Source organism: Xanthomonas sp. NCPPB 2933 (assembly GCF_056725225.1).
In genome coordinates this window covers 737220-759054 of sequence record NZ_CM161518.1, presented here as the reverse complement: position 1 = coordinate 759054, position 21835 = coordinate 737220, and the positions used below count along the sequence as shown (strand labels likewise).

The following is a 21835-nucleotide window of genomic DNA, read 5'->3' as shown; positions in this document are numbered from 1 at the left end:
CCCCCATGGCAACCCACACCAACACCCAAATCCGCCGCGACCCGCGCCTGCGCTCGGTGCAGGTACTGCGCTGCGAATCGATCACCCCGCAGATGCGCCGCATCGTGTTTGGCGGCAACGAGCTGGCCGGCTTTCAAAGCGACGCGCCGGACGATCACGTCAAGCTGTTCTTCCCCAATGCCGACGGCGACTTCGTGCTGCCGACGATGACGCCGGAAGGCCCGCGCTATGACGAAGGCGCGCTGCCCTCGCCCGGTCGCGATTACACACCCCGCATGTTCGACCCGCAAAGTGGCGAGCTGAGCATCGACTTCGTGCTGCACGGCGACGGCGTGGCCACCAGCTGGGCAGCGCACGCACAGCCCGGCGACACGCTGAAGATCGGCGGCCCGCGCGGCTCATTTCTGGTCGCCGGCGACTACGACCACTACGTGCTGATCGGCGACGAAACCGCACTGCCGGCGATCGGCCGCTGGCTCGAAGCCATGCCTGCCGACATGCATGCAGAGATCTTTATCGAAATCGCCGATGCCGCAGAACGCCAGGAGTTGCTCAGCGCCGCCGACGTGGACGTGTACTGGCTGGAACGCAACGGCTTCGATGCGGCCAGCAGCACCTTGTTGGAAGACAGCCTGCGCGATTACGAGCCGCACGATGGCGATACCTTCTACTGGATCGGCGCCGAATCCATGCGTGCACGTGCGATGCGCAAGTTTCTTGAAGAACACCATGGCGTGAACAAGGAGTCGGTGCGCGCGAAGGGTTATTGGAAGGCTGAATCAGCTCCGCACTAACGGACAGCATGGCGGCCTCTGGGTGCTGAGTTTCCCCTGCAGACGGCTGTTGATCTGTGGATTTTCCGCAGGGCCCTTGCCTGCCTACCATCGCGGGACACGCCGCAAGTACGTCCGTGTAGGCTCTTACGCGGCATCCATGCCGCGTAAGGTCCCGCGACGGTGGGCGGGCAAGGAGCAGTCCAGATGGTCGATGCGCATGGTTGCAAGCAAGGCATGGTGTGTTATTTGGATAACGCCGCGGCCGATCAGCTTCGCAACGCAAAACGCAACGCGATCAACAGGTAGGCTTTCATCAAACTACCGACCAACTCTCTGGTGCGGTGTCCTCACCGCTTGCGGGACCGTGTGGCGGCATGGATGCCGCCACCGAGCCTCCAGGGACGGGTTCACGGCGTGTCCCGCAGGCGGTGAGGACACCGCGCCCTCGACCGCAACGCCCAAAAAAAACGGCGCTTCCCACCGAGATGGAGAGGCGCCGTTTTTTCTTCAGTGAACAGCATGACGCCAATCGAACGGCTTCTGCGTTCCACACATCGGTGCGATCACGCACACCGATGCATCACCTTTGCAGCGAATTACTTCGCAGCAGCAGCGTCACCAGCCTTGGCCTGCAGGGCTTCGGTGGTGATGCGGATCTTCACTTCGTCGCTGACGTTCGGGGCGTACTGGCCCACGCCGAAGTCGGTGCGCTTGATGGTGGTGGTGGCGTCGAAACCAGCGGCCGGCACCTTCCTCATCGGGTGCTCGCCGGCACCGTTGAGGGTGACGTCCAGCACGACCGGCTTGGTCTGATCCTTGATGGTCAGATCGCCGGTGACGGTCAGCTTGTTGGGGCCGGCCGCTTCGACCTTGGTGCTCTTGAAGGTGGCGGTCGGGAACTTGGCCGCGTCGAAGAAGTCACCGCTCTTGAGGTGTTCGTCGAACTTGGCGGTGAAGCTGTTCAAGCCGGACAGCGGCAGGGTGACCTGCACGGTGGACTTGGTCACGTCGGCCGCGTCGTACACCAGGGTGCCGTCGACATTGCCGAAATGCGCGGTGGGGTTGGAGAAGCCGAAGTGGCTCCACTGCGCCAGCACGTCGGTGTGGCTCGGGTCCAGCGTGTAGGTGCCCGAGGCCACTGTCACGGCCGGCGCGGTCGAGGCGGTCGACTCGGCGGCAGCAGGTGCCGGGGCAGCAGCGGCATCGGCCGGTGCGGTGGCGGCCGGGGTTTCGGCGGCCGGTGCGGCGGCGTTGTCGGCCGGCTTGGAGCAGGCGGCGATGGCCAGGGTCAGGGCGAGCGGCAGCAGCAGTTTGTGGGTGGTCTTCATTGAAACTCCATGTGATGAGAGACGCGTTGGATCAACGCGGATGGGACAGAACGCAGACGGACGAGGACTGCAGGATAAGGAGGGACGCACGCTTATTCGATGCGTGCGGCTTCGTCAAAACTCAGGCGCGGCAGCCGCGGGTACAACGCGGCCGGGTCACCGTAGCCGAGATTGATCAGGAAATTGGATTTGATCGGCGTGCCGGCAAAGAACGCCGCATCCACCTTGGCATTGTCGAAACCGGACATCGGGCCGGCATCCAGACCCAGCGCACGTGCGGCCAGGATTAGATAGGCGCCCTGCAGCGAGCTGTTACGGAACGCACCGGACACGCGCATATCGCGCGAACCTTCGAACCAGCTCTTGGCATCGGCATGCGGGAACAGATACGGCAGCTTTTGGTGGAACTCTTCGTCAAACCCAATGATCACCGTGACCGGCGCGCCCAGCGTCTTGGCGGCGTTGGCCTCGGACAGCGCCGGCTTGAGCTTCTGCTTGCCTTCCGGGCTGGTCACGAACACGAAACGCGCCGGCGAGCCGTTGGCGGCAGTCGGGCCCCACTTCACCAACTCGTAGAGCTGGCGCAGCTGGTCTTCGCTGACGGGCGTGTCGAGAAAGGCGTTTTGCGTGCGGGCTGTGCGGAACAGCTGATCCAGCACGGCAGCGTCGAGCAGGTCGGACATGGAGACTCCGGAAGGCAAAGGAATGGGCGACAGTAGAGTGCGGCACCGGCCCAAGTGTGAAGACCCGCAGTGTAGAGTGACGCGATTGCTGCAACACACGCTCAATCTGAAACAAATCTATGTCGGATTCGAAACGATGGCGCTGACCTGGGCGGTCAGCGATGGCCGCGCCGGCAACGCACGCCAGGCCGAGGCGCTGGCGCGTGCGCTGCAGCCAGAGCCGGTTACCGCGCTGCATCTGCAGGCCCGCGCGCCCTGGCGCTGGGTTGCGCCGCGCCTGCTGCCGGGCGCCCAGGCCGCATTCGGACCCGGATTCGCCCGGCAATTGCAGCAGCCACCGGCGCTGGCGATCGGCTGCGGACGCCAGGCCGCGCTGGCCACCCGGCTGTTGCGCGCGCGCGGTAGCCGGGTGGTGCAAGTCCTGGATCCGCGCCTGGACCGGCGCCATTGGGATCTGCTGATCGTGCCCGAGCACGATGCGCTGCGTGGCGCGAACGTGATCACCCTGCTCGGCAGCCTGCACCCGGTGGACGATGCCTGGCTCGCCGCTGGCCGCGCCGCGTTCCCCACGCTCGGCACCCTGCCCGGCCCGCGCGTGGCGCTGCTGATCGGCGGCCCAACCGCACATGTGCCGTGGACGACCCAGGCGTTGGCGGCGCTGTGCGCGCAGCTACGCGAGCAGCTGTACGCGGTCGGTGGCAGCCTGCTGGTCACCACGTCGCGACGCACTCCGCCGGAGGCAATGACGACGCTGCGCAAGCTGTGCGCAGATCTGCCAGGCCTGCTGTGGTGCGACACGCGCGATGGGCCAAATCCATACGCCGGCCTGCTGGGTTGGGCCGATGCGATCGTGGCCAGCGCCGACTCGGTCAACCTGCTCTCCGAAGCCTGCGCCACGCGCGTACCGGTGGCCGCAGCATTTGCCGATCAGGCACAAGGGCGGGTTGAGACATATGTTCGGGCACTGCAAGCGCACGGACGTCTATGCGAGGCAAGCGCGGTGTTCGCAGCGCAGCCGCACCTTGAACCATTGCGCGAAACCCAACGCATTGCCACCCTGGTACGTGAGCGCCTGCACGTATGATGGCGCGGCCGTGAGTGACACGGGGCAGACACAAGGACGATGCACCCGCATGCAAATGGAAGACAAACAACGCACCTGGCCTGCAACAACGCTGTTGCTCCTGTGCCTGAGTGCCACACTGCCCGCCGTTGCCGCGCCGGTGTGCAGCCCGCATTACCCCACACCGGCCACGCTGGCGGCGATGTTCGACATGGCCAAATCCACCCAACAAGCGCTGGATGCAGTGGATGGTGCGCAGGTGGTGCTGCTGGCACGCGGCGGCCAGGATCTGAGCCGCTACGGGTTGAAACACAGCCACCTGGCCTTCGCGCTGCGCGAGGACGACGGCACCTGGCGGGTAAAGCACCTGCTCAATCACTGCAAGTCGGACAGCTCCGAGCTGTATCGCGAAGGCCTGAGCAACTTCATCGGCGAAAGCGCACTCAATGCGGATCTGCGCGTCGGCGTGCTGGCGCCTGCATTGCAGCAGCAGCTACACACGCTGTTGCAGGATCCGGCCCCGCTGGCACACACGCTGCACGAAGCGCGCTACAGCATGATTGCCTATCCGTTTTCCACCGAGTATCAGAACTCCAATCAATGGGTGCTCGAAGTGCTGGCAGCAGCGCTGGCGGCGACCGATGCACCTTCTGCGACACCGGCGCCGGTGCAGGATCGGCGCAGAGCGCAAGCCTGGCTCAAGCGTAACGGCTACCAGCCCACGCGCCTGCATCTCGATCTGAGCAAGCGCATCGGCGCACGTTTTTTCGTCGCCAATGCCGCCGTCACCGACCATCCTGCCAGCGAGCGTATCTCCGGCAATTATTCGGTGATCACGGTCGAGTCGGTGTTCGACTTCCTGCAGCAACACCAGGTGCTGCAGCAGGATCATTCCATTCCACACAGCGTCACCACGCACGGAGCGTCTCCATGAACATCCCTCTTCGATCTGCCGGACTTGGCCTGTTGCTGGCCATCGCGTTTGGTCAGCCGATGCGGGCCCACGCAGGCTTGACCACGATCACGCGCGGCGATGCCTCGATGATGTCGGCGATCCTGGTGGTATCTGCACCGGTATTCGTGTCGATCGCTGTCGGCCACAGCGTGGGCAGGGGCTCGGAAGCACTCGGCGATGCATCGAACAAAACCTCCGCCGGGCCATTGCCGCCGATGCGGGTGAAGTCGGTGGAGAAAACCACCGATGGCGGCTGCGAAGTGCACTTGCAGGATCCAGCGCAAGCCGACAACACCGCCCTGCTGCGCTGGCCGGCACGCCAGGACGACCCGACTGCGGGCTTCCACGTTGGCGAGACGGTGACCTTCCAACCGAGCCCGGCCGGCGCAGGCTGGACCGTGCAGTCGCCACAGGGCCAGGCGTTGGCATTCGTACCCACTGCCGAAGCCGCTGCGCAGAACAGCAGCAAGACCTGGTGATGCTGGAACGCTGCGTACAACAGCTCTCGGCTGCAATGGGGTGTCGCTGACGCCTCACGTCTCCGGACAAGGTGTTACGCGCGGTGCGCGCGCGTGTCGGCCACTGTCTGCCGAACAGCCACGCCGTGGTACTGGTGCACGCACTGGCGGCCCCGCGCGCACTGGCCCGCATGCGCCAACGCGCGGATAATTCGCGCTGATCGCTCACTGCCGCACCGCCATGTCCACCACATCCCCCACGCTGTTCGCTCCGCTCACCGCACGTGCCTTGACGTGGGCGGTGCTGGCCATGGGCGCGGTGGTGCTGTTGTCCAATATTCTGGTGCAGTACCCGATCAACGATTGGCTGACCTGGGGCGCGTTTTCGTATCCGCTGGCGTTTCTGGTGAGCAACCTGATCAATCGGCGCTTCGGCCCACGCGCAGCGCGCAAGGTGGCCTGGTGCGGGTTTGCGCTCGCGGTAGTGTTGTCGATCTGGCTGGCGACGCCGCGGATCGCAATCGCGTCGTGCAGCGCGTTTATCGCTGCGCAGTTGCTGGATATCAGCGTGTTCGATCGTCTGCGCAATGGCAATTGGTGGCGCGCGCCGATCGTGGCCACCACCTGCAGCGCCACGCTGGATACGGCGATCTTCTGGAGCATCGCCTTTGCCGGCGCCGGCCTGCCGTGGATCAGCTGGGCGGCCGGCGATCTGGCGGTGAAGCTGGGCATGGGCGTGTTTCTGCTCGGCCCGTTCCGCGCACTGTTGTGGCGGAGTGCGCCACGCGCGAAGGTCTGACGCGCTCGCGGGATCCTTGCCCGTGGACGTGCAGCCAGCCATCCGTCGTTACGACTCATGAGTTGCATGCATGGCGCCATGCCGCTGGCAGCAATACTGCGGCGGTAGATAGCGATTAGAGTTTGCACCTCGGCACTGCAACGGTCTTTATCGGCCGCGTGATGCCTGGTTTTTTCTGATCGTTCAACCCTTCGCTGTACCTGGTACGCATCGACTGGCTTGCGTCACTGCGCCATCAGTGGACGGCATGGATGCCGCTGAAATGATGGCTGGCGCATGCGGACGTTGCCAATCACCGCACTACCGAGGCGTGCAGCTTTCTCAACGCGCAACGATGCACGCTGCCCGCGCGCAAGACCATGCGGCTGGGCCACGTTAAAAGATGGACACATTGATTGAACAGCACAGCGATCGAGCCGCGCTGCACTTCACGTGCAGGCGCAGATCCATTGGCTGCGCCCCTCCTGAACATCACACCACAACGGATCGTCCAATGAGAAAGCTCATCGTGCTTCTGGGACTGTTGATTTCTTTCACTGCAATCGGAGCAGACATGTCCAACGGCGCCAATAATTTTTATACCAGCCCGCGCGTCACCGTGCAGAAGGTCACCTTCAAGAATCAGTACCAGATGACGGTGGCCGGCAATCTGTTCGTGCCCAACGGCCTGGACCCGGCCATCAAGCACCCGGCCATCGTGGTGGGGCACCCGATGGGCGCGGTGAAGGAGCAAAGCGCCAATCTGTATGCGACCAAGATGGCCGAGCAGGGCTTCGTCACGCTATCGCTGGATCTTTCGTTCTGGGGAGCCAGCGAAGGCCAACCACGCAATGCGGTGTCGCCCGATCTCTATGCCGAAGACTTCAGCGCAGCAGTGGATTTTCTCGGTGCCCAGCCCCTGGTCGATCGCAACAGGATCGGGGCGATCGGCATCTGCGGCAGTGGCAGCTTCGTCATCAGCGCGGCCAAGATCGATCCGCGCATGAAGGCGATCGCTACGGTCAGCATGTACGACATGGGCGCAGCAAATCGCAATGGGCTGCGTCATGGGCAGTCGCTCGAGCAACGCAAGCAGGTCATTGCTCAGGCAGCCAGGCAGCGCGATGTGGAATTCGCCGGCGGCGAGACCGCCTATACCGGTGGCACCGTGCTGGAACTGACCCCGCACTCGAACGCCATCGAGCGCGAGTTCTACGATTTCTATCGCACCCCGCGCGGCGAATACACACCCAAAGGCCAATCGCCACTGCGCACCACGCGCCCGACCTTGACCAGCAACGTCAAGTTCATGAACTTCTACCCGTTCAACGATATCGAAACGATTTCTCCGCGCCCCATGCTGTTCATCACCGGCGACCAGGCGCACTCCAAAGAGTTCAGCGAAGAAGCGTACCGCCTTGCCGGGCAGCCCAAGCAACTGGTGATCGTGCCGGGCGCCGGGCATGTGGATCTGTACGATCGCGTCGATCTGATCCCGTTCGATACGCTGACGGCGTTCTTCCGCAAGCACTTGCATTGAGTCAACGAGGCGGAACAGATGCAGAGCCCACCAACCTTCCGCTGCATCCGCGGTCTGTCGCTAGCAGGCGCACTGCTGGTCACTGCCTGCTGCGCTGCCACCGCGCCAGTGCAGGCCGCACCCACTTCCCCACCGACAAAACCTTCCTCCATGCACATCACGATCCGGATTGGTGCTGACGCTGTCGAGGCGGAGCTGGTGAACAATTCGGCCACGCGCGACTTGCTGTCGCGCTTGCCGATGACGGTCAAGTTCGAGGATTTCCACGCCACCGAAAAGATCGGTTACCTGCCCGGCAAGCTGGATCTGAGCGGCACCGGCACAGCGGGAAACGCGCAGATCTGGGATCTGATGTATTACGTGCCCTGGGGCAATCTTGCGGTGTTTTACCGCCCGTACTCACCGTCGCGCGATCTGGTGCGGCTAGGGCGCATCGTGTCGAATCATTCGGCCCTGACGCGGGCTTCCAGCTTCACCGCCACCATCGAACGCGCGACCGCGACCCAATCACCGATGCCACAGCCGTAACGCCACCGCTGCATCCGCAAACTGCAGCATCACCGTCGCGCGGGAACGCTCCGCCGGCATCTGCTGCGCATGCGCGTGCAGACGACCAACGGTTCAAACGCCGCCAACCTCATTCCGGAAAGCCAGCCTTGCCGAGCGGAAACTCCAGACCCTGCGTCCGCGCCCGTCCAAAGATCTCGCGCGTGGCTTGCGCGATGGCAGGCGTCGGCGCGATCAAACGTGGCCGACGGTCCAACGTGCAACTCAGGCCCGCCTCCACCAACGTGGCGTGGGCGTGATGCAGCGGCGCTGCACTCTCGGCCGGTAGCCACTGCACCTGCACCAGCGCGTCGATCAATGCGGGCGTGGCGCAGGCCAGCAACACTGAGGGATGCTCTGCGGCCTGGCCGAGGACGCCGGCCTGCAACAGGAATTCCAGATCGACCAACCCGCCTGCGCCTTGCTTGAGATCCAGTCGCCCGGCATCGCTGCGATCCAGTTCGCTGCGCATGCGCGCACGCATCTTGCGCACGTCCTCGTGTAGCAGTGCGGGGTCGCGCACGCGTGTCAGCGTCTCGCGACGCACCTGCGCGAACGCTTCGCAAAGCGCGGCATCGCCGGTCACCGCACGTGCGCGCACCAGCGCCTGATGCTCCCAGGTCCAGGCACGATCGCGTTGATAGTCGCGATAGCTGGCGAGCGAGGACACCAACGCGCCCTTGCCGCCGTCCGGGCGCAACCGCACATCGATGTCGTAGAGACGGCCGGCGCCGGTTTCGGCGCCCAGCAATGTCATCACCTTCTGCGCAAGCCGCGCAAACCAGCGCCCGGCTTCCAGCGGTCGCTTGCCCTCGGAGGCTTCCACCTCGCGTGGGTGATCGTAGAGAAACACCAGATCCAGATCCGAGCCGAAGCCCAGCTCCAGGCCGCCCAGACTGCCGTAGCCGATGATGGCGAACGCGCCGCCGGGCACCTGCCCATGCGCGGCGACCAATTCGCGGCGTGCCAGCTGCAACACCGTCTGCACCACCGCCTCGGCAAGCCAGGCCAGTTGCTGGGTACTGTCTACGGGTTGTTGGCGACCATCGAGCGTGGCCAGTGCGATACGAAAACTCAACGCGAGCCGGCGCTCGTTGAGTTCGCGCAAGGCCGCTTCGGTATCGTCGATCTGCAAGGTGTCGCCGCATGCAGCGTGCAATGCGGCGCGGTCGGGCAACGGACCGCTGATGCGGGTGTCGAGCAATTCGTCCAGCAACAACGGATGCGCCGCCAGGCGCTCGGCCAGCAAGGCGCTGCGCGAGAGCACATCGACCAGGCGTGCGAGCGCGCTGGGTTGTTCGTCCAGCAGCGCCAGATAGCTGGTGCGGCGCAAGGTGGCCTGCAACAGACCGAGCATGCGCCGCACGGCGGCATCGGGCTGGCTGGCCCGTGTGGCCGCATGCAGCAGCGCCGGCATCACGCGGTCGAGCCGCGCGCCTGCAGTATCGGAGAGCGCACGCACGCCGGAGGACTGCGCAAAATCGGCCAGCACCTGATGCGCGCCGGCTGGATCGTGCAAGCCGATGCCTGCCAACGGCGCGACATCGCCTTCCGGTAACGCGCGCCAATAATCGGCAAGCGCATCGGGCGCGGCGGCATGGACGCGTGGTGCCAGTAGCTCGGCAAATTCGGCGGCCACGCGCGCACGTTGCGGGGCCAGTGCCTGCAGCAATGCCGACCAATCCGCATAGCCCAGGCCCAACGCAATACGTTCGCGATCCAGCGCTGCCTGCGGCAAGCCGTGCGTCTGTGCATCGCGCAGCATCTGCAGACGATTTTCGAGCCGGCGCAGGAAGCGGTACGCCTCGATCAAGGCATCGCCGTTGTCGGCATCCATCTGACCTGCGGCGACCAGCGCCCGCAGTGCAGGCAACAGGCGGCGCTCACGCAGGGTCGGTTCGCGCCCGCCGCGAATCAGCTGCAACGATTGCGCCAGAAACTCGATCTCGCGGATGCCGCCCGGGCCGCGCTTGATGTCGTCCAGTCGATCGTGCCGCGCCACTTCGGCGGTGATCGCCGCCTTCATGTCACGCAAGCCATCCAGTGCAGTGAAGTCCAGATAGCGCCGGTAGACGAACGGCCGCAGCGTTTCCAGCCACGCTTCGCCGGCGGCGATATCGCCGGCCACCGCACGCGCCTTGAGCCAGGCATAACGTTCCCAATCGCGGCCTTCGCGCTGAAAGTAGTGGTCCATGCCGGTGAACGACAACGCCACCCGCCCGGCCGTGCCGAACGGGCGCAGACGCAGATCCACGCGATGGCTGAAACCATCGGCAGTGGTTTCGTCGAGCAGCTTGGCCAGCTGCTGGCCCAGACGTGCAAAATATTCCTCGGCGGCCAGCGGGCGCGCGCCATCGGATTGGCCGCTCTGCGGATATGCGTAGACCAGGTCCACATCCGAGGAAAAATTCAGCTCGCCACCACCGAGCTTGCCGAGCCCGAACACCACCAGCCGCTGCACGCTGCCGTCTTCGGCAAGCACTTGGCCGTGGCGGTCGCGGAATTGCTGCTCCAATGCCTGCAGCCCGCATTGCAGGCAGGTTTCGGCCAGGCGGGTTGCGCCGGCCAAAGTGTCATCCACGCTGTCCAGATCGAGCACATCGCGCCACACCAGCCGTGTGGATTCCGCGCTGCGGTAGCGCCGCAGCTGCGCCGGCCAGGCCTGGGGCTGTGCGGGATCGAGCAACGGCAGTGGCAACGGCGGCGGATCGGGCTGCGCCAGGTGCTGCAGCAACGCCGGCTGGCGCGCCAGGGTATCGAGTGCAAACTCGCTGGCGAGCGCGACTTTTTCGAGCCGCTGGTCGACGTCATCGCCCGGCCAGGACTGGTCGGCAGGCAGAGCATGACGGACGCGCGCTACGGCCCGCTCGATCAGAGCGGTGAGCGCAGGAGACACGGAGACAATGGGCGGCGACATGCATGGATTCTGGCATCCCTGCGTGATGGCGGCACCTGTCTGCGGTTGATGCGGCTGTGTTTAGAGCGGCCAACACAACTACAACACATGTGCTCTGTGGCTTCCGTGCAGGGCCCTTGCCCGCCCCCCATCGCGGGACACGCCGCAAGTACGTCCATGTAGGCTCTTACGCGGCATCCATGCCGCGTAAGGTCCCGCGACGGTGGGCGGGCAAGGACCAGTCGAGATGGTCGGTGTGCATGGTTGCAAGCAGTGCGTGATGTGCTTATTCGGATAAGCGCGGGTTCGATCAGCATCTCAATGCAAGCAGAGCAATGGGTAGGCTTTCAACAAAGCAACCGACTCACTCTCTGGTGCGGTGACCTCGCCGATTGCGGGACCATGTGGCGGCATGGATGACGCCACTGAGCCTCCATGGACGGATTCACGGCGTGTCCCGCGAGCGGTGAGGGCATCGCGCCCTCGACCAACGCCGACCAACGCGGCTTTGAAACATCCGAACGACGCTGAAGCTCAAGTTCTCGTTCGTCTTGAGAGTCGTTTAAACGATGTGGATGCGTCAAGTGCAGAGCGGTTGATCTGCGGCTTGGCTGCAAGGCCCTTGCCCGCCCACCATCGCAGGACACGCCGCAAGTACGTCCATGTAGGCTCTTACGCGGCATCCATGCCGCGTAAGGTCCCGCGACGGTGGTCGGGCAAGGACCGTTCGAGATGGTTGGTGTGCATGGTGCAAGCAATGCACGATGCATGTTGTTCGGATAACCGTGGTTTCGATTAGCTTTCCAACGTAAGCCGAGCAACCAACAAACTTTTAAGAAAGCGACCGACTAACTCTCTGGTGCTGTGTCCTCGCCGCTTGCGGGACCGTGTGGCGGCATGGATGCCGCCACCGAGCCTCCACGGACGGATTCACGGCGTGTCCCGCGAGCGGTGAGGGCACCGCGCCCTCGACTTACTCGGTTGAGAACATCCAGACGACGCTGAAGCTCAAGCTCTCGGTCGTCTTGAGAGGCGTTTGAACGATGTGGATGCGTCAAGTGCAGAGCCGTTGATCTGCGGCTTTGCTGCAGGGCCCTTGCCCGCTCATCATCGCGGGACACGCCGCAAGTACGTCCGTGTAGGCTCTTACGCGGCATCCATGCCGCGTAAGGTCCCGCGATGATGAGCGGGCAAGGACCAGTGGAGAGTGTCGGCGCGTTTCGATCCGAGCAACGTCACTGCCATTGCCCACCTCACTTCACTGGTCAGCGAACGCCGCACCACCTACTGCGCGCGCCAGCCAATCACTACACACGCCACCCAGCCCAGCAGCAACGCCAGCCATGCGCTCCAGCGCGGCGCGTACGCCAGGCCCAGCGCCACCAACAGCGCGCCCACGCTGAGAAACCCCAACCACAACATCGTTCCCACCGTGCCGCCCCAACCGAGTACGCACAGCACAAGCGCAGCAAATAACAGGCAGGTACCGATCGAGCGCAGCAGCCACCGCTGCGTGACTGGTGCAGTGCGGCGACCGGTCAGCTGCTCGTAATGGCGATGCATCGCCACGGCCCATGCCAGCATCCCGGCATGGCAGAGCGCCGTGCCCAGCAGCGCAGTCATCAGCCCACCCATGGCGTGCTCCGCAGTAGCCAGTTCGCGCCAGCCAGCACGCCCAGGCACATGCCCAGCCACGACCACATGCGCAACGCATTGCGCGCGCGAAACATCCATAACACCACGACGGTGTAGATGACGAAGCTGAGTAACGTTGTGCTCAGTACCGCCACCGCAGGCAAGACGCCGGCAAACCGGGTCAGCAGCTGCGCCAGCACGCTGCAGCCGATGGAGGTCAGTGCATAGCCACCGACACTGGCGGCCAGCACGCGACCGGCGACCGACCAGCGATCGCGCGTTACCGATGCAGTGCTGGAAGCACGATTCACAACGCATCCCTCGCGGCAGTGGCGCCCCGTTTGGCACGCACCGGCGCAGGCCGCATGGCACTGCGATACGCGCGATACGATGCGTACGCAAACGCCACAGCCAAAGCGAGCGAGACCAGCTCGACCCCGGCGCGCTGCAGATCGCCGGCAGCCAGATACACGCCAACGTGTTGCCCGGTCGTCAGCGCATTGAGCAGCGGCAAACCAAGACACAGCAGCGCGGTCATTGCCAATTGCTCCACCCATGCACGTGCAGGCGGGCGCAGCAGCGCATGCAGCAGCGTGGCCATCCACACCCATAGGAATGCATGGATTTCGATCTGCACGCGCTCGGCCTGCGCAGCCGGCACCAAGCGGTTGGCATAGAAATACGCAATGCTCGCCAATGCGGTTCCGGCAAGCGCGGCGACATTGAGCGCTTCCACCACCCGATAGATGCCGTCGGTGGCCACACCAAACTCCTGCTCGCTGCGCCGACGCCGCTTGATCGAAAACAGCAGCGTGCCGGTCGCCATCATCAAGGTGCCGGCCAGGCCGCAGATGAAATACAGCCACTTGCTGGTCCAGCCGCCGAAACCGGCCACATGCAAGGTCTTGATGACCTCTTCCACATCCTGCGCGCGCACGTCGGTACGTGAGGCGTCTGCATGCCGCTCCAGCACCGCGCCGCTATTCGCATCGAACACCACGCTATTGGCTGGATTGAGCAGACGCCGCGAGCTGCCGGTATCGGCCACAGGCGCAATCACACGCAGCTTGCTGCCGGGTTGATCGGGGCGCTCGATCACCAACGTTTGCGCAGGCGCGCCGTTGAGTACCGCAGCGCGCTGCACCAGCTCCGGCAGATAGGCAGGCACGCTGTTCAGCGCAGTGGCGTCGGCACCTGCAACAGGCGACGCCGGCGACAGATCATCGGCATACCGCGTGTACGCGTCCTCATCGCTGCCATATACCGCATGCAACGGCGCGGGCATGTAGCTGGTGTAGAAATACGTCAGCCCGGTGTAGACGATCATCAGCAGAAACGGCAGCGTCAGCACCGCCGTTGCGTTGTGCGCATCCAGCCACGACCGCTGGCCCTTGCCCGGGCGAAAGGTGAAGAAATCCAGAAAGATCCGCTTGTGCACGATCACCCCGGACACCAGCGCGATCAGCCCGCACATCGATACCCAGCCCACCAGCCAATAGCCGGGAATGCCGCCGTGCAAGGTGTAGTGGAAGCTCATGAAATGCCGGCCGCCTTCGGTCTGCCGGCCCCACGGCGACGGCAAGACTTCGCCGCTACCGGGATCCAGTGACGCCTGGCCCTGGCCATCCGGCGTACGCCAGAACAGCGTCAGCGCCTCACCTGGATACGCAGGCAAGGTGATCCGCCACAGGCGTGCCTGCGGCGCCAGCTGACGCAGCTGTGCCAATGCACGCGGCACCAGTGCTTGTTCCGGTAACGCAGTGTGCGTGCTCGCACTCGGCAAGGCAGGTGCGGCCTGCATCCAGCGGGTGATCGGGTCGCGAAACACGCTGAGCGTGCCGGTCAAGAAGATCGCGCACAGCAACCAGCCGCAGGTGAGGCCGCACCAGGTATGCAGCCACGCCATGCTTTGGCGAAACCCCTCCTTCATGCTGCCATCGCCACGCACCACCTCATTGCCGATGCCTGCATTACAGCGCGCCGCGCAGGGTCACCATCACATTGCGTGGTTCGCCGTAATAGCGGCCGTTAACGAAGCTGGATAGCGTGTTGTAGTACTGCTTGTCGAACACGTTGTTGAGGTTGACCGCCAGCGACCATTGCCGGTTGACCTGATAGCGCGCCAATGCATTCCACACCGCCCGTCCTTCGATCGGTGCGATGGCGGTGCCGATCTGCCGATACGCCGCACTCTGCGCACTGACACCGCCGCCAACGGTCACATCCTGCAACACGCCCGGCAACCGATACGTCGTCCATACCCGCAGCAAATGCTTGGGCGTATAGCTATTGAAGGCCTGCCCCTGGCTGGTGACATCCTGCAGATAGGTGGTGCGGTTGAAGGTGTAACCGGCAAACACATTCCAGTCGCGCAGCACCTCCCCGCTCACTTCGGCATCGAATCCGCGGCTGCGCACCTTGCCGCTGTCGATGTAGCAGAAGTCGTTGTTGCGGCAGGTGGGGCTGGTGGTCAGGTCGGCCTGCGCGCGGTTCTTCTGCTCGATCTGGAACAGCGCAAAGGCGGTGTTGATGCGGCCATCCAGCCAGTCGCCCTTGATGCCCAACTCGTAGTTGGCACCGGTCATCGGCTTGAGCATGTCGCCGGCTTCGGTCTGCGCGTTCTGCGGCTGGAAGATGTCCGTATAACTGGCATAGGCCGACCAGTTCGGGCTCAACGCGTACAACAGGCCGGCATATGGCGTGACCTGACCGGTCTCGCGGGTGTGCTCGATCGATTGCGACGGCGACAGCCCGGTGGTGGTGGTGTTCCACTGCGTGTCGTGCCAGCTCACACGGGTGCCGACGATGGCTTTGAGCGGGTCGCTCAACTGCCAACGCAACGCACCGTACAGGCCGAACTCGCGCGAGGTGCCATGCCGTGCCTCGCGCGCATTGGCAAAAATTTCGTCATCGCTGATCGCCCGCACATTGCGTTGCAGATCGAACACGTTGAAGGTCTGGAAGTTGTTCTTGGTGCCGTAGACGGTGTCGACCGTGTTCTCGGCGAAGTTACTGCCCAGTACCAGCTCATGCCGGCGGCCCAGTGCGTTGAAATGCCCGATCACATTGGCATCGAAGCCGAACGCATCCGTATCGGAGATGGTGCGTGCCGCCAACAAGGCGCCGGTGCCGTTGGCCGGATTGATCGCACGGCTGGAGCTGGCGTATTTCAGATCGTGCAGCTCGCGCACCTGCACCGCACTGAGCTTGAACACCCAATCGGCATTGAAGCGATGGTCGAGGTCCAGATACAGCCCGCGGTTGGACGAGGACTGCCGGTTCCACTGCGCGCCCAGATTGGTCTCGCGCGGCAGGCCGATATCGCGGCCATCGCTGAAGCTGGGCAAGCCGCCGAAGAACGGCCGGCCTTCGACCTGTTCGTAACTCACGCCCAGGCTGAGCTGGGTCTGCGGCGAGAACGCGTAATCGAGCGTGCCGTAGTAGGTGGGCGTGCGGCGCTTGACGCCATCCACAAACGAGCCCTGGTCCTGATAGTCGATCACCCCGCGCGCGCGCAACGCGCCATCGGCAGTGAGGTTGGCGCTGCCATCGATCAGTGCGCCGTAGCGATCCCACGTGCCACCCTGCACCATCACGCTCACGCCCGGCACATCCAGCGGGCGCTTGCGCACCAGATTCACTGCACCCCCGGGATTGCCCGCGCCCTGCAGCAAGCCGGCCGCACCGCGCAGCACTTCGGCGCGATCGTAGATGCCCATGTTGGCGCTGTAGTTGCTGGCCCGGCCGTACATGCCGCGATTGAGCGGCACGCCGTCGTACTGCACCGTGGTGATGTCGAACCCACGCGAATAGATGTACTTGCCGCCCTGCGGGCTCTGCACGATGGTGATGCCGGTGGTGCTGGCCAGCGCGTCGTAGACCGAGGTGATGTTCTGCTCGTCCATCAACTGGCGGGTCACCACGCTGATCGACTGCGGGATGTCCTTGAGCGATTGCTCGCCGCGGCCGATGCTCACCGCACGCGCGGTATAGCTGCCGGTGCCGCTGGTGGCCGCACTGCGGTTGGCCTGCGCGGTCACCTTGACGGTCGGCAGCAGCCACGCATCCACTTCGCCCCTGGTCGCGCTCACCCGTGGCGCGGCGCGCAGCACATAGCCGCCGGTGTCCAACGGCACCGCCTGCAACCCGCTACCAGCCAGTAACGCAGCCAAGGCGGCAGGTGCGGTGTAGCTGCCATCCAGCCCGGCGGTGGTCTTGCCGTCGGTCTGCGCGGCGGTGAAGCTCAGCAACAGGTTGGCCGAACCGGCCAGGTTGCGCAGCGCCGGTGCCAGCGGGCCGGCGGGAATGCGATAACTCTGCCGCACATCCTGCGTGGCGGCTGCGTTTTGCGCCATTGCATCGGGCATGCCTGCACACAGCGCCAGACTGCACAGCGCAATCGCAACTGCCGTGCTGATGGGCCGCTGTGCTGCCCGTACAGAGGCGATACGCTGAAACGAAGAAGAAAAACGTTGGCCGCGGCGGGCAGTGATCGACATGCTGTTTCCACAAGATGTTGGTGTCGCACTGACACCGTCATTGTGGAGGTGCCGCAACTGCGGCGATCGGGCAGGCCGGCAGCAAACTTTTTTTGTCGACGTGCCGCCGGGCAGCGCCTTAGCCCTGCCCGGCCGCCTGCACCGTCACCCAATACCGGCTGCGCCGGCTCAACCGCACCGGCAGCACGCTGGGCAGCATCGCCAGGATGCGCTCGGTGTCGTCCAGCGGAAAGACGCCTGAGACGCGCAGCGCGCCCACCGCCGGATCGCAGCGCAGGAGGCCGGGGCGATACCGGCCCAGTTCGGCGATGAAGGCATCCAGACGCAATTCGTCGGCGATCAACTGGCCGCGTACCCAGGCCGCCGCCTGCGCATCGACTGGGGCGATGGCGCCGAGCGCCTCGGCGGTAAAACGACACTGCTCTCCCGCATGCACGCGCCCAGACGCGTTTTCCGCCGCATGCGGCCGCACCTCCACCGCGCTTTCCAGCACGCTCACCTGCGTGTCGCCCTCGTCCTGGCGCACGCAAAAGCGCGTGCCCAGCGCATGGATATCGCCTTGCGCAGTGCGCACCACGAACGGCCGCGCATCGTGGCCGGCGCCCAATGCGTGCGCGGTAGTCACCAGGATTTCGCCGGCCAGCAACTGCAGCAGCCGTTGTTGCGCATCGAAACGCACATCGATGGCGCTGCGCGTATTGAGCGTGATGCGGCTGCCGTCCTGCAGCTGCAGGTCGCGGCGCTGCCCCGTTGCGGTGGCGTAGTCGGCGGTGGCGCGCTGCCAGGGTTCGGTGCGCGAGACCAGCAGGCCGGTAGCACCGGCCACCCCGCCCCACAGCAGCAGATTCAGCGCCTTGCGCCGCCCCGGCGATGCCTGGCCGTTGTTGCCGGCATACGGCGACAGACTGCGATACGCCGCCTGCGGCGTCAGCGTCTTCAGCCGCCCGGTCACCGATTCAATATGCGCCCACGCGCGCGCATGATCCGGATGCGCATCGCGCCACTGCTGCCATTGCTGCAGCTGCGCCTGGCTGGCGCTGCCGGACATCAGCAGCGTCAGCCACTCGGCTGCCGCATCGGCGACCTGCGCACTGATCGGCTGTCCGCCGGCCAGCAGTAGCCGCTGGGCGCCAAGGGACTGCGCGCTGCGGGACGCGGCATCACCCATCTGCGCGACTCACGCCGAGAGCGCGAACAGGCAATGCCGGTTGGCACGCGTGAGGTATTGCTTCACCGAGCTGCTGGACACACCCAGCCGCTGCGCGATCTGCGCGTAGCTCAGCTCCTGCAGATGGGCCAGCAAAAAGGCCTCTTTCACCTTGGGCGGCAGGCCGTCCAGCGCCTGGTCCAGCTGCTGCACCGCTTCCAGCGCCAGCAGTTGCAGCTCCGGCGACGGCGCCACTTCTTCCGGCAGCGCCGCCAGCATTTCCAGGTAACTGGTTTCCAGCAGCTTGCGGCGCTGCCGGTGCGCCATCAACCGGCGCGCGATGGTGGCCAGGAACGGCCGTGGCTCGCGGATCTCGGCGGCCGCACCGGCATTGATCACGCTGATGAAGGTGTCCTGCGCCAGGTCGGCGGCCACGAACGCATCGCCCAGCTTGCGCCGCAGCCAGCCCTGCAGCCAGCCATGGTGGTCGGTGTACAGGCGCTCCACCTGTTGATGAAGCGCGCCTTGCGTGACCGACACGATGACCTCCTGAACGGCTGAGCCCGGACCGCGAGGCGTCCGGCGATAAATGAGAATTGATCTCATTCTAGCGGATGCCGGCGGCGGGTGCAGGCGCCCGCTCAGGGCCGGCCTATCTCACTGGCTTCCGGTTGCCGGCCGATGCTGCCCATTGCGAGGCACGTTACGAGGCAGGGCTGGCCTGGGCCAGCCGGCTGACTTCAGGCGTTTTTCCCGCTGAGCGCAGATCGCGGTGACTTGACTCGCCAAACCTCAGGCAATAAAAAAGCCCGCTTGCAGCGAACTGCCAGCGGGCTTTGCTCCCTCCCCCACGTCGGGATGCAGGATCATAGTGCGCGCCCCGAACGCCACTTGCACGCTGCACTGCAAAACAATACTTGGCAGTACAGAACTGGCGCTTTTCCTTCACACCGTCTTGCCGCGCAGCGCCCTCAGCGCAGCAGATCGGGCTGGGCCTGATACCACTGGGGTGCGCGCAGCAGATGCCATTCCGGCGTGTCGCCGCGCAAGCCAACCGCCGCGCTCAACATCCCCCAGCGGGCAAGCAGGCTGCCGCTGCGTTGGGTGCCCTGCAAACGCAGCCGTGCATCCACCTGAAAGCGTTCGTTGCGTGCCTGCAGCCGATCGACGATGACGGTCTCGTCCTGCCAATGCACGCGACCGGTCACTTGCGCCTGCCCCGCATCCACCAGCCGCAGCATCCAGTTCGGAATCGAGCGATCGCGCGCGTACAGCGACATCAGGAATGCCAGATCGCGCACCTGGATGCGCACGCGCCCATCCACACCGATCGGCTTGCGCCATTGCATGTGCGTGTCTTCCAGCACGATGCGCGCCCACCACCCATCGCGCCGTTGTCCATCCGGGCCGGTGAATCCGATATTGCGCAACTGGATGGTGCTGGCATCGAGGCGGAAATTCTCTGCACGCAAATCGCCGCGCTGCAGACGCAGATCCGCATCCACATCGCCACGCAGTGCGAGGCCGGCGAACTGCAGCCGCGCCGCACGCGCACCGATGCGCAGCCCGCCCTTGCCGATACGCCCACCGGGTTCGATCTGCAGATCGCCACTGAGCACACCGTTGCCGCCATCGAAACGCAGTTGTTGCTGCGGCAGATAGCGGTTGTAGGCACGCAGATCCGGTACGCGCGCGTTGGCGAACACAAGATGCGCGCGTGTGGCATCGCGCAACGTCGCCAGATTGCGTGCATCGGCACGCGTTTGCAGATCCAGACGCAGATCGCGGCCCTGCACGAACGGGCGCGCAGGCGCATCGCTGTGCGCAATCGAAAACTGCTGCATCTGCAATACCAGTGCAGGCAGCAACTGTCCGTTGGCATCGGCGTCCACACGTAGATCGGCACTGGCTTGCCCATCGATCGCATGCCCCATCACGCCGACATGCGCACGCACATGCGGCACCTGCAGACGACTGCCGGCGCCGAGTTGGCCGCGATCGATCCGCAGATCGGCATCCACCAGGCCGTCGCCCTCCAGCGTCAGCCAGTCCACATCCGGAAACAGCGCCGGAATCCAGCTCAGCGATGCCAGTTGCCAGTGCACCCGCGCATGCCCGGAGGTACGCGGCAACAAGCTGCGCATGGATTGCAGCGGCAGCTGCCGGCCTTGCACACGTAGATCCGCATCCAGCGTCAGCCCGGCATCGGCCGGCTCGGGCATGCGCACTTGCAAGCGCATGTCCTGATCGACCTGCAGTTGCGCGGTCAGTTCGCCAAGCAAGGCAGCCGGCGTACGCGTGCTGTCGTGCAACGGCGCGCGCCATTGCAGCTGGCTGCCGGGCTGCAGCGTGCCACGCGTCCAGCGCAACTCGCCATCTGCGCGGCCTTTACCAGCGCGCGTGGCGACCGTGTGGCGGCCCTGCGCATTGCGTGTCACATCCAGTGCGGCAGTGTCGCCATGTACCGCCACCAGCGCGTCGGTGAGTTGCAACAGCGCCAACCCCCGCGCCTGGTCCGGCGCATGCCGCGCGATGCTGGCTTCGATGCGCAGCTGGCCGTTGCGCAACACTTCGCTGTTGTCCCAGCGCATCCGCGCATTGTCGAAGGTCGCACGCGAGGGAAAGAGTTCCATCGGCCCGCCGCGCAATTGCTTGAACACGCCTAGCTGCAGTTGGCCATCGCCTTCGATGTGCAGCTGGCGCAGCGTCAAGGCCTGCACTTGATCGGCGACGATGCGGTCGAATTGCAGGGTCCAGGCTGGAGTAGTCGGCAGGGTGCTGGCCAGGGGGGCAGCGACCTGGGCGGATTGCGGCGTGCTGGTGCGCGCGCCAGTCATCTGCGTGGGCGGCTGCGTGCTGGCTGAGACCTTCGCGTTGCTCGTTGATGTAGATGTCTTGTCTTGCGCTGGCATTGGCATTGGCATTGGCGTTGGCGTGCCGACTGCGCCAGTCACCGGAGCAGCGGCAACCTGCGTGCTCGGCGCTGTCGCCGGCGCTTGCGTCGCTGCAGCACCGGGCGTCGGCGCAGCCGCCTGCATCCCACCGCGCACGCCGGATGCATGCAACTCCGGCACCAGCAACTGCCGATGCAATAACGGCAACAGCTGCACCTGCCCGCTCATGCGCTGCGCGCTGACGTTCCAGCTGTTACGCGTGGAGTGACCTTGCAGGTCCACATTCCACAGCACCAGACGCCCCGGCCACCAGGTCACTGCAGGGCCCCAGTGCATGCTGAATTTGTCCGGCTTGCGGTTGAGCGCTGCTGGCCCAAGCGGTGTGTTGAGCAACAGATTGCCCAACAGCAAATAGCTTGCATACAGCGCAACCAGCGCCAGCACAGGCCAACGCACCGCGCGGGGCAACCCACGCCAGCGGGCGCGAACAGGCATCGTCATGACGGCAGGCTCCTGAAGACCGCGCACGCGGCGTGGCGCAGTGTGCCAAGCAGGCCGTGAGTGCGGCGCGCAGCGGCGATTGCGGCGGGGCACTAGCAGGCTGCCCGTGCGCATTCGATGTCCAACACGCGCGGCA

17 protein-coding genes are annotated in these 21835 nt (G+C 64.9%); 7 read left to right on the top strand and 10 right to left on the bottom strand.

The genetic code is table 11. From position 1 onward, the window contains the following. Positions 1-5: 5 nt before the first annotated feature. Complete coding sequence (locus tag AC1PLU_RS03255; RefSeq protein ID WP_481107693.1) at positions 6-794, top strand: siderophore-interacting protein; 789 nt, start codon at positions 6-8, stop codon at positions 792-794. A 578-nt stretch (positions 795-1372) separates the two neighbouring features. Here AC1PLU_RS03255 and AC1PLU_RS03250 read toward each other — a convergent pair. Continuing rightward, positions 1373-2104, bottom strand: coding sequence for a YceI family protein (locus AC1PLU_RS03250; RefSeq protein WP_481107692.1), 732 nt, complete (start codon positions 2102-2104; stop codon positions 1373-1375). A 92-nt stretch (positions 2105-2196) separates the two neighbouring features. Continuing rightward, positions 2197-2787, bottom strand: coding sequence for a malonic semialdehyde reductase (locus AC1PLU_RS03245; RefSeq protein ID WP_481107691.1), 591 nt, complete (start codon positions 2785-2787; stop codon positions 2197-2199). A 136-nt stretch (positions 2788-2923) separates the two neighbouring features. Between AC1PLU_RS03245 and AC1PLU_RS03240 the strand changes: the two genes are divergently transcribed. The 6 genes from AC1PLU_RS03240 to AC1PLU_RS03215 all read left to right on the top strand — a co-directional run bounded on the left by AC1PLU_RS03240 (position 2924) and on the right by AC1PLU_RS03215 (position 8109). Then, complete coding sequence (locus AC1PLU_RS03240) at positions 2924-3871, top strand: mitochondrial fission ELM1 family protein (protein ID WP_481108453.1); 948 nt, start codon at positions 2924-2926, stop codon at positions 3869-3871. Positions 3872-3926: 55 nt separating this feature from the next. Continuing rightward, positions 3927-4784 (top strand): DUF2145 domain-containing protein, encoded by an 858-nt coding sequence (locus tag AC1PLU_RS03235; protein ID WP_481108452.1) that lies wholly within the window; start codon positions 3927-3929, stop codon positions 4782-4784. Further along, positions 4781-5284, top strand: coding sequence for a hypothetical protein (locus tag AC1PLU_RS03230; protein WP_481107690.1), 504 nt, complete (start codon positions 4781-4783; stop codon positions 5282-5284). Before AC1PLU_RS03235 ends, AC1PLU_RS03230 begins: the two co-directional genes overlap by 4 nt. 220 nt (positions 5285-5504) lie before the next feature. After that, complete coding sequence (locus tag AC1PLU_RS03225) at positions 5505-6062, top strand: VUT family protein (protein WP_115037510.1); 558 nt, start codon at positions 5505-5507, stop codon at positions 6060-6062. A 493-nt stretch (positions 6063-6555) separates the two neighbouring features. Continuing rightward, the gene (locus AC1PLU_RS03220) at positions 6556-7581 is read left to right on the top strand and encodes an alpha/beta hydrolase (protein ID WP_481107689.1); all 1026 of its coding nucleotides are present in this window, start codon (positions 6556-6558) and stop codon (positions 7579-7581) included. 198 nt (positions 7582-7779) lie between these two features. Continuing rightward, positions 7780-8109, top strand: coding sequence for a cyclophilin-like fold protein (locus AC1PLU_RS03215; RefSeq protein WP_481107688.1), 330 nt, complete (start codon positions 7780-7782; stop codon positions 8107-8109). Positions 8110-8218: 109 nt separating this feature from the next. Here AC1PLU_RS03215 and glnE read toward each other — a convergent pair whose 3' ends face one another. The 8 genes from glnE to AC1PLU_RS03175 all read right to left on the bottom strand — a co-directional run bounded on the left by glnE (position 8219) and on the right by AC1PLU_RS03175 (position 21699). Beyond that, positions 8219-11044: a bifunctional [glutamate--ammonia ligase]-adenylyl-L-tyrosine phosphorylase/[glutamate--ammonia-ligase] adenylyltransferase gene (gene glnE, locus AC1PLU_RS03210; protein ID WP_481107687.1), complete on the bottom strand. Its 2826-nt coding sequence runs from the start codon at positions 11042-11044 to the stop codon at positions 8219-8221. A gap of 1263 nt (positions 11045-12307) precedes the next feature. Beyond that, a complete protein-coding gene (locus AC1PLU_RS03205) occupies positions 12308-12646 on the bottom strand; it encodes a DUF3325 domain-containing protein (protein WP_481107686.1) in 339 nt (112 codons plus the stop codon). Then, positions 12646-12969 carry a hypothetical protein gene (locus AC1PLU_RS03200; protein WP_481107685.1) on the bottom strand — a complete coding sequence of 108 codons (324 nt, stop codon included), beginning with the start codon at positions 12967-12969 and terminating at the stop codon, positions 12646-12648. Before AC1PLU_RS03200 ends, AC1PLU_RS03205 begins: the two co-directional genes overlap by 1 nt. Next, on the bottom strand, positions 12966-14588 hold the full coding sequence (locus AC1PLU_RS03195) for a PepSY-associated TM helix domain-containing protein (protein WP_481107684.1): 1623 nt from the start codon (positions 14586-14588) through the stop codon (positions 12966-12968). The genes AC1PLU_RS03200 and AC1PLU_RS03195 overlap by 4 nt, the downstream gene beginning before the upstream one ends. A gap of 40 nt (positions 14589-14628) precedes the next feature. Further along, a complete protein-coding gene (locus AC1PLU_RS03190) occupies positions 14629-17157 on the bottom strand; it encodes a TonB-dependent siderophore receptor (RefSeq protein ID WP_481107683.1) in 2529 nt (842 codons plus the stop codon). A 118-nt stretch (positions 17158-17275) separates the two neighbouring features. Then, positions 17276-18325 carry a FecR domain-containing protein gene (locus tag AC1PLU_RS03185; RefSeq protein ID WP_481107682.1) on the bottom strand — a complete coding sequence of 350 codons (1050 nt, stop codon included), beginning with the start codon at positions 18323-18325 and terminating at the stop codon, positions 17276-17278. 9 nt (positions 18326-18334) lie between these two features. Beyond that, on the bottom strand, positions 18335-18844 hold the full coding sequence (locus AC1PLU_RS03180; protein WP_043909174.1) for a sigma-70 family RNA polymerase sigma factor: 510 nt from the start codon (positions 18842-18844) through the stop codon (positions 18335-18337). A gap of 431 nt (positions 18845-19275) precedes the next feature. Further along, on the bottom strand, positions 19276-21699 hold the full coding sequence (locus tag AC1PLU_RS03175; protein WP_481107681.1) for a hypothetical protein: 2424 nt from the start codon (positions 21697-21699) through the stop codon (positions 19276-19278). Positions 21700-21835: the final 136 nt, after the last annotated feature.

What these genes read in the sequence shown, in the direction of transcription:
- AC1PLU_RS03175 (WP_481107681.1), bottom strand. Translation starts at nt 21,699, where the DNA reads ATGACGATGCCTGTTCGCGCCCGCTGGCGTGGGTTGCCCCGCGCGGTG.
- AC1PLU_RS03225 (WP_115037510.1), top strand. Translation starts at nt 5,505, where the DNA reads ATGTCCACCACATCCCCCACGCTGTTCGCTCCGCTCACCGCACGTGCC.
- AC1PLU_RS03245 (WP_481107691.1), bottom strand. Translation starts at nt 2,787, where the DNA reads ATGTCCGACCTGCTCGACGCTGCCGTGCTGGATCAGCTGTTCCGCACA.
- AC1PLU_RS03185 (WP_481107682.1), bottom strand. Translation starts at nt 18,325, where the DNA reads ATGGGTGATGCCGCGTCCCGCAGCGCGCAGTCCCTTGGCGCCCAGCGG.
- AC1PLU_RS03240 (WP_481108453.1), top strand. Translation starts at nt 2,924, where the DNA reads ATGGCGCTGACCTGGGCGGTCAGCGATGGCCGCGCCGGCAACGCACGC.
- AC1PLU_RS03250 (WP_481107692.1), bottom strand. Translation starts at nt 2,104, where the DNA reads ATGAAGACCACCCACAAACTGCTGCTGCCGCTCGCCCTGACCCTGGCC.
- AC1PLU_RS03195 (WP_481107684.1), bottom strand. Translation starts at nt 14,588, where the DNA reads ATGAAGGAGGGGTTTCGCCAAAGCATGGCGTGGCTGCATACCTGGTGC.
- AC1PLU_RS03190 (WP_481107683.1), bottom strand. Translation starts at nt 17,157, where the DNA reads ATGTCGATCACTGCCCGCCGCGGCCAACGTTTTTCTTCTTCGTTTCAG.
- AC1PLU_RS03230 (WP_481107690.1), top strand. Translation starts at nt 4,781, where the DNA reads ATGAACATCCCTCTTCGATCTGCCGGACTTGGCCTGTTGCTGGCCATC.
- glnE (WP_481107687.1), bottom strand. Translation starts at nt 11,044, where the DNA reads ATGTCGCCGCCCATTGTCTCCGTGTCTCCTGCGCTCACCGCTCTGATC.
- AC1PLU_RS03255 (WP_481107693.1), top strand. Translation starts at nt 6, where the DNA reads ATGGCAACCCACACCAACACCCAAATCCGCCGCGACCCGCGCCTGCGC.
- AC1PLU_RS03220 (WP_481107689.1), top strand. Translation starts at nt 6,556, where the DNA reads ATGAGAAAGCTCATCGTGCTTCTGGGACTGTTGATTTCTTTCACTGCA.
- AC1PLU_RS03235 (WP_481108452.1), top strand. Translation starts at nt 3,927, where the DNA reads ATGGAAGACAAACAACGCACCTGGCCTGCAACAACGCTGTTGCTCCTG.
- AC1PLU_RS03205 (WP_481107686.1), bottom strand. Translation starts at nt 12,646, where the DNA reads ATGACTGCGCTGCTGGGCACGGCGCTCTGCCATGCCGGGATGCTGGCA.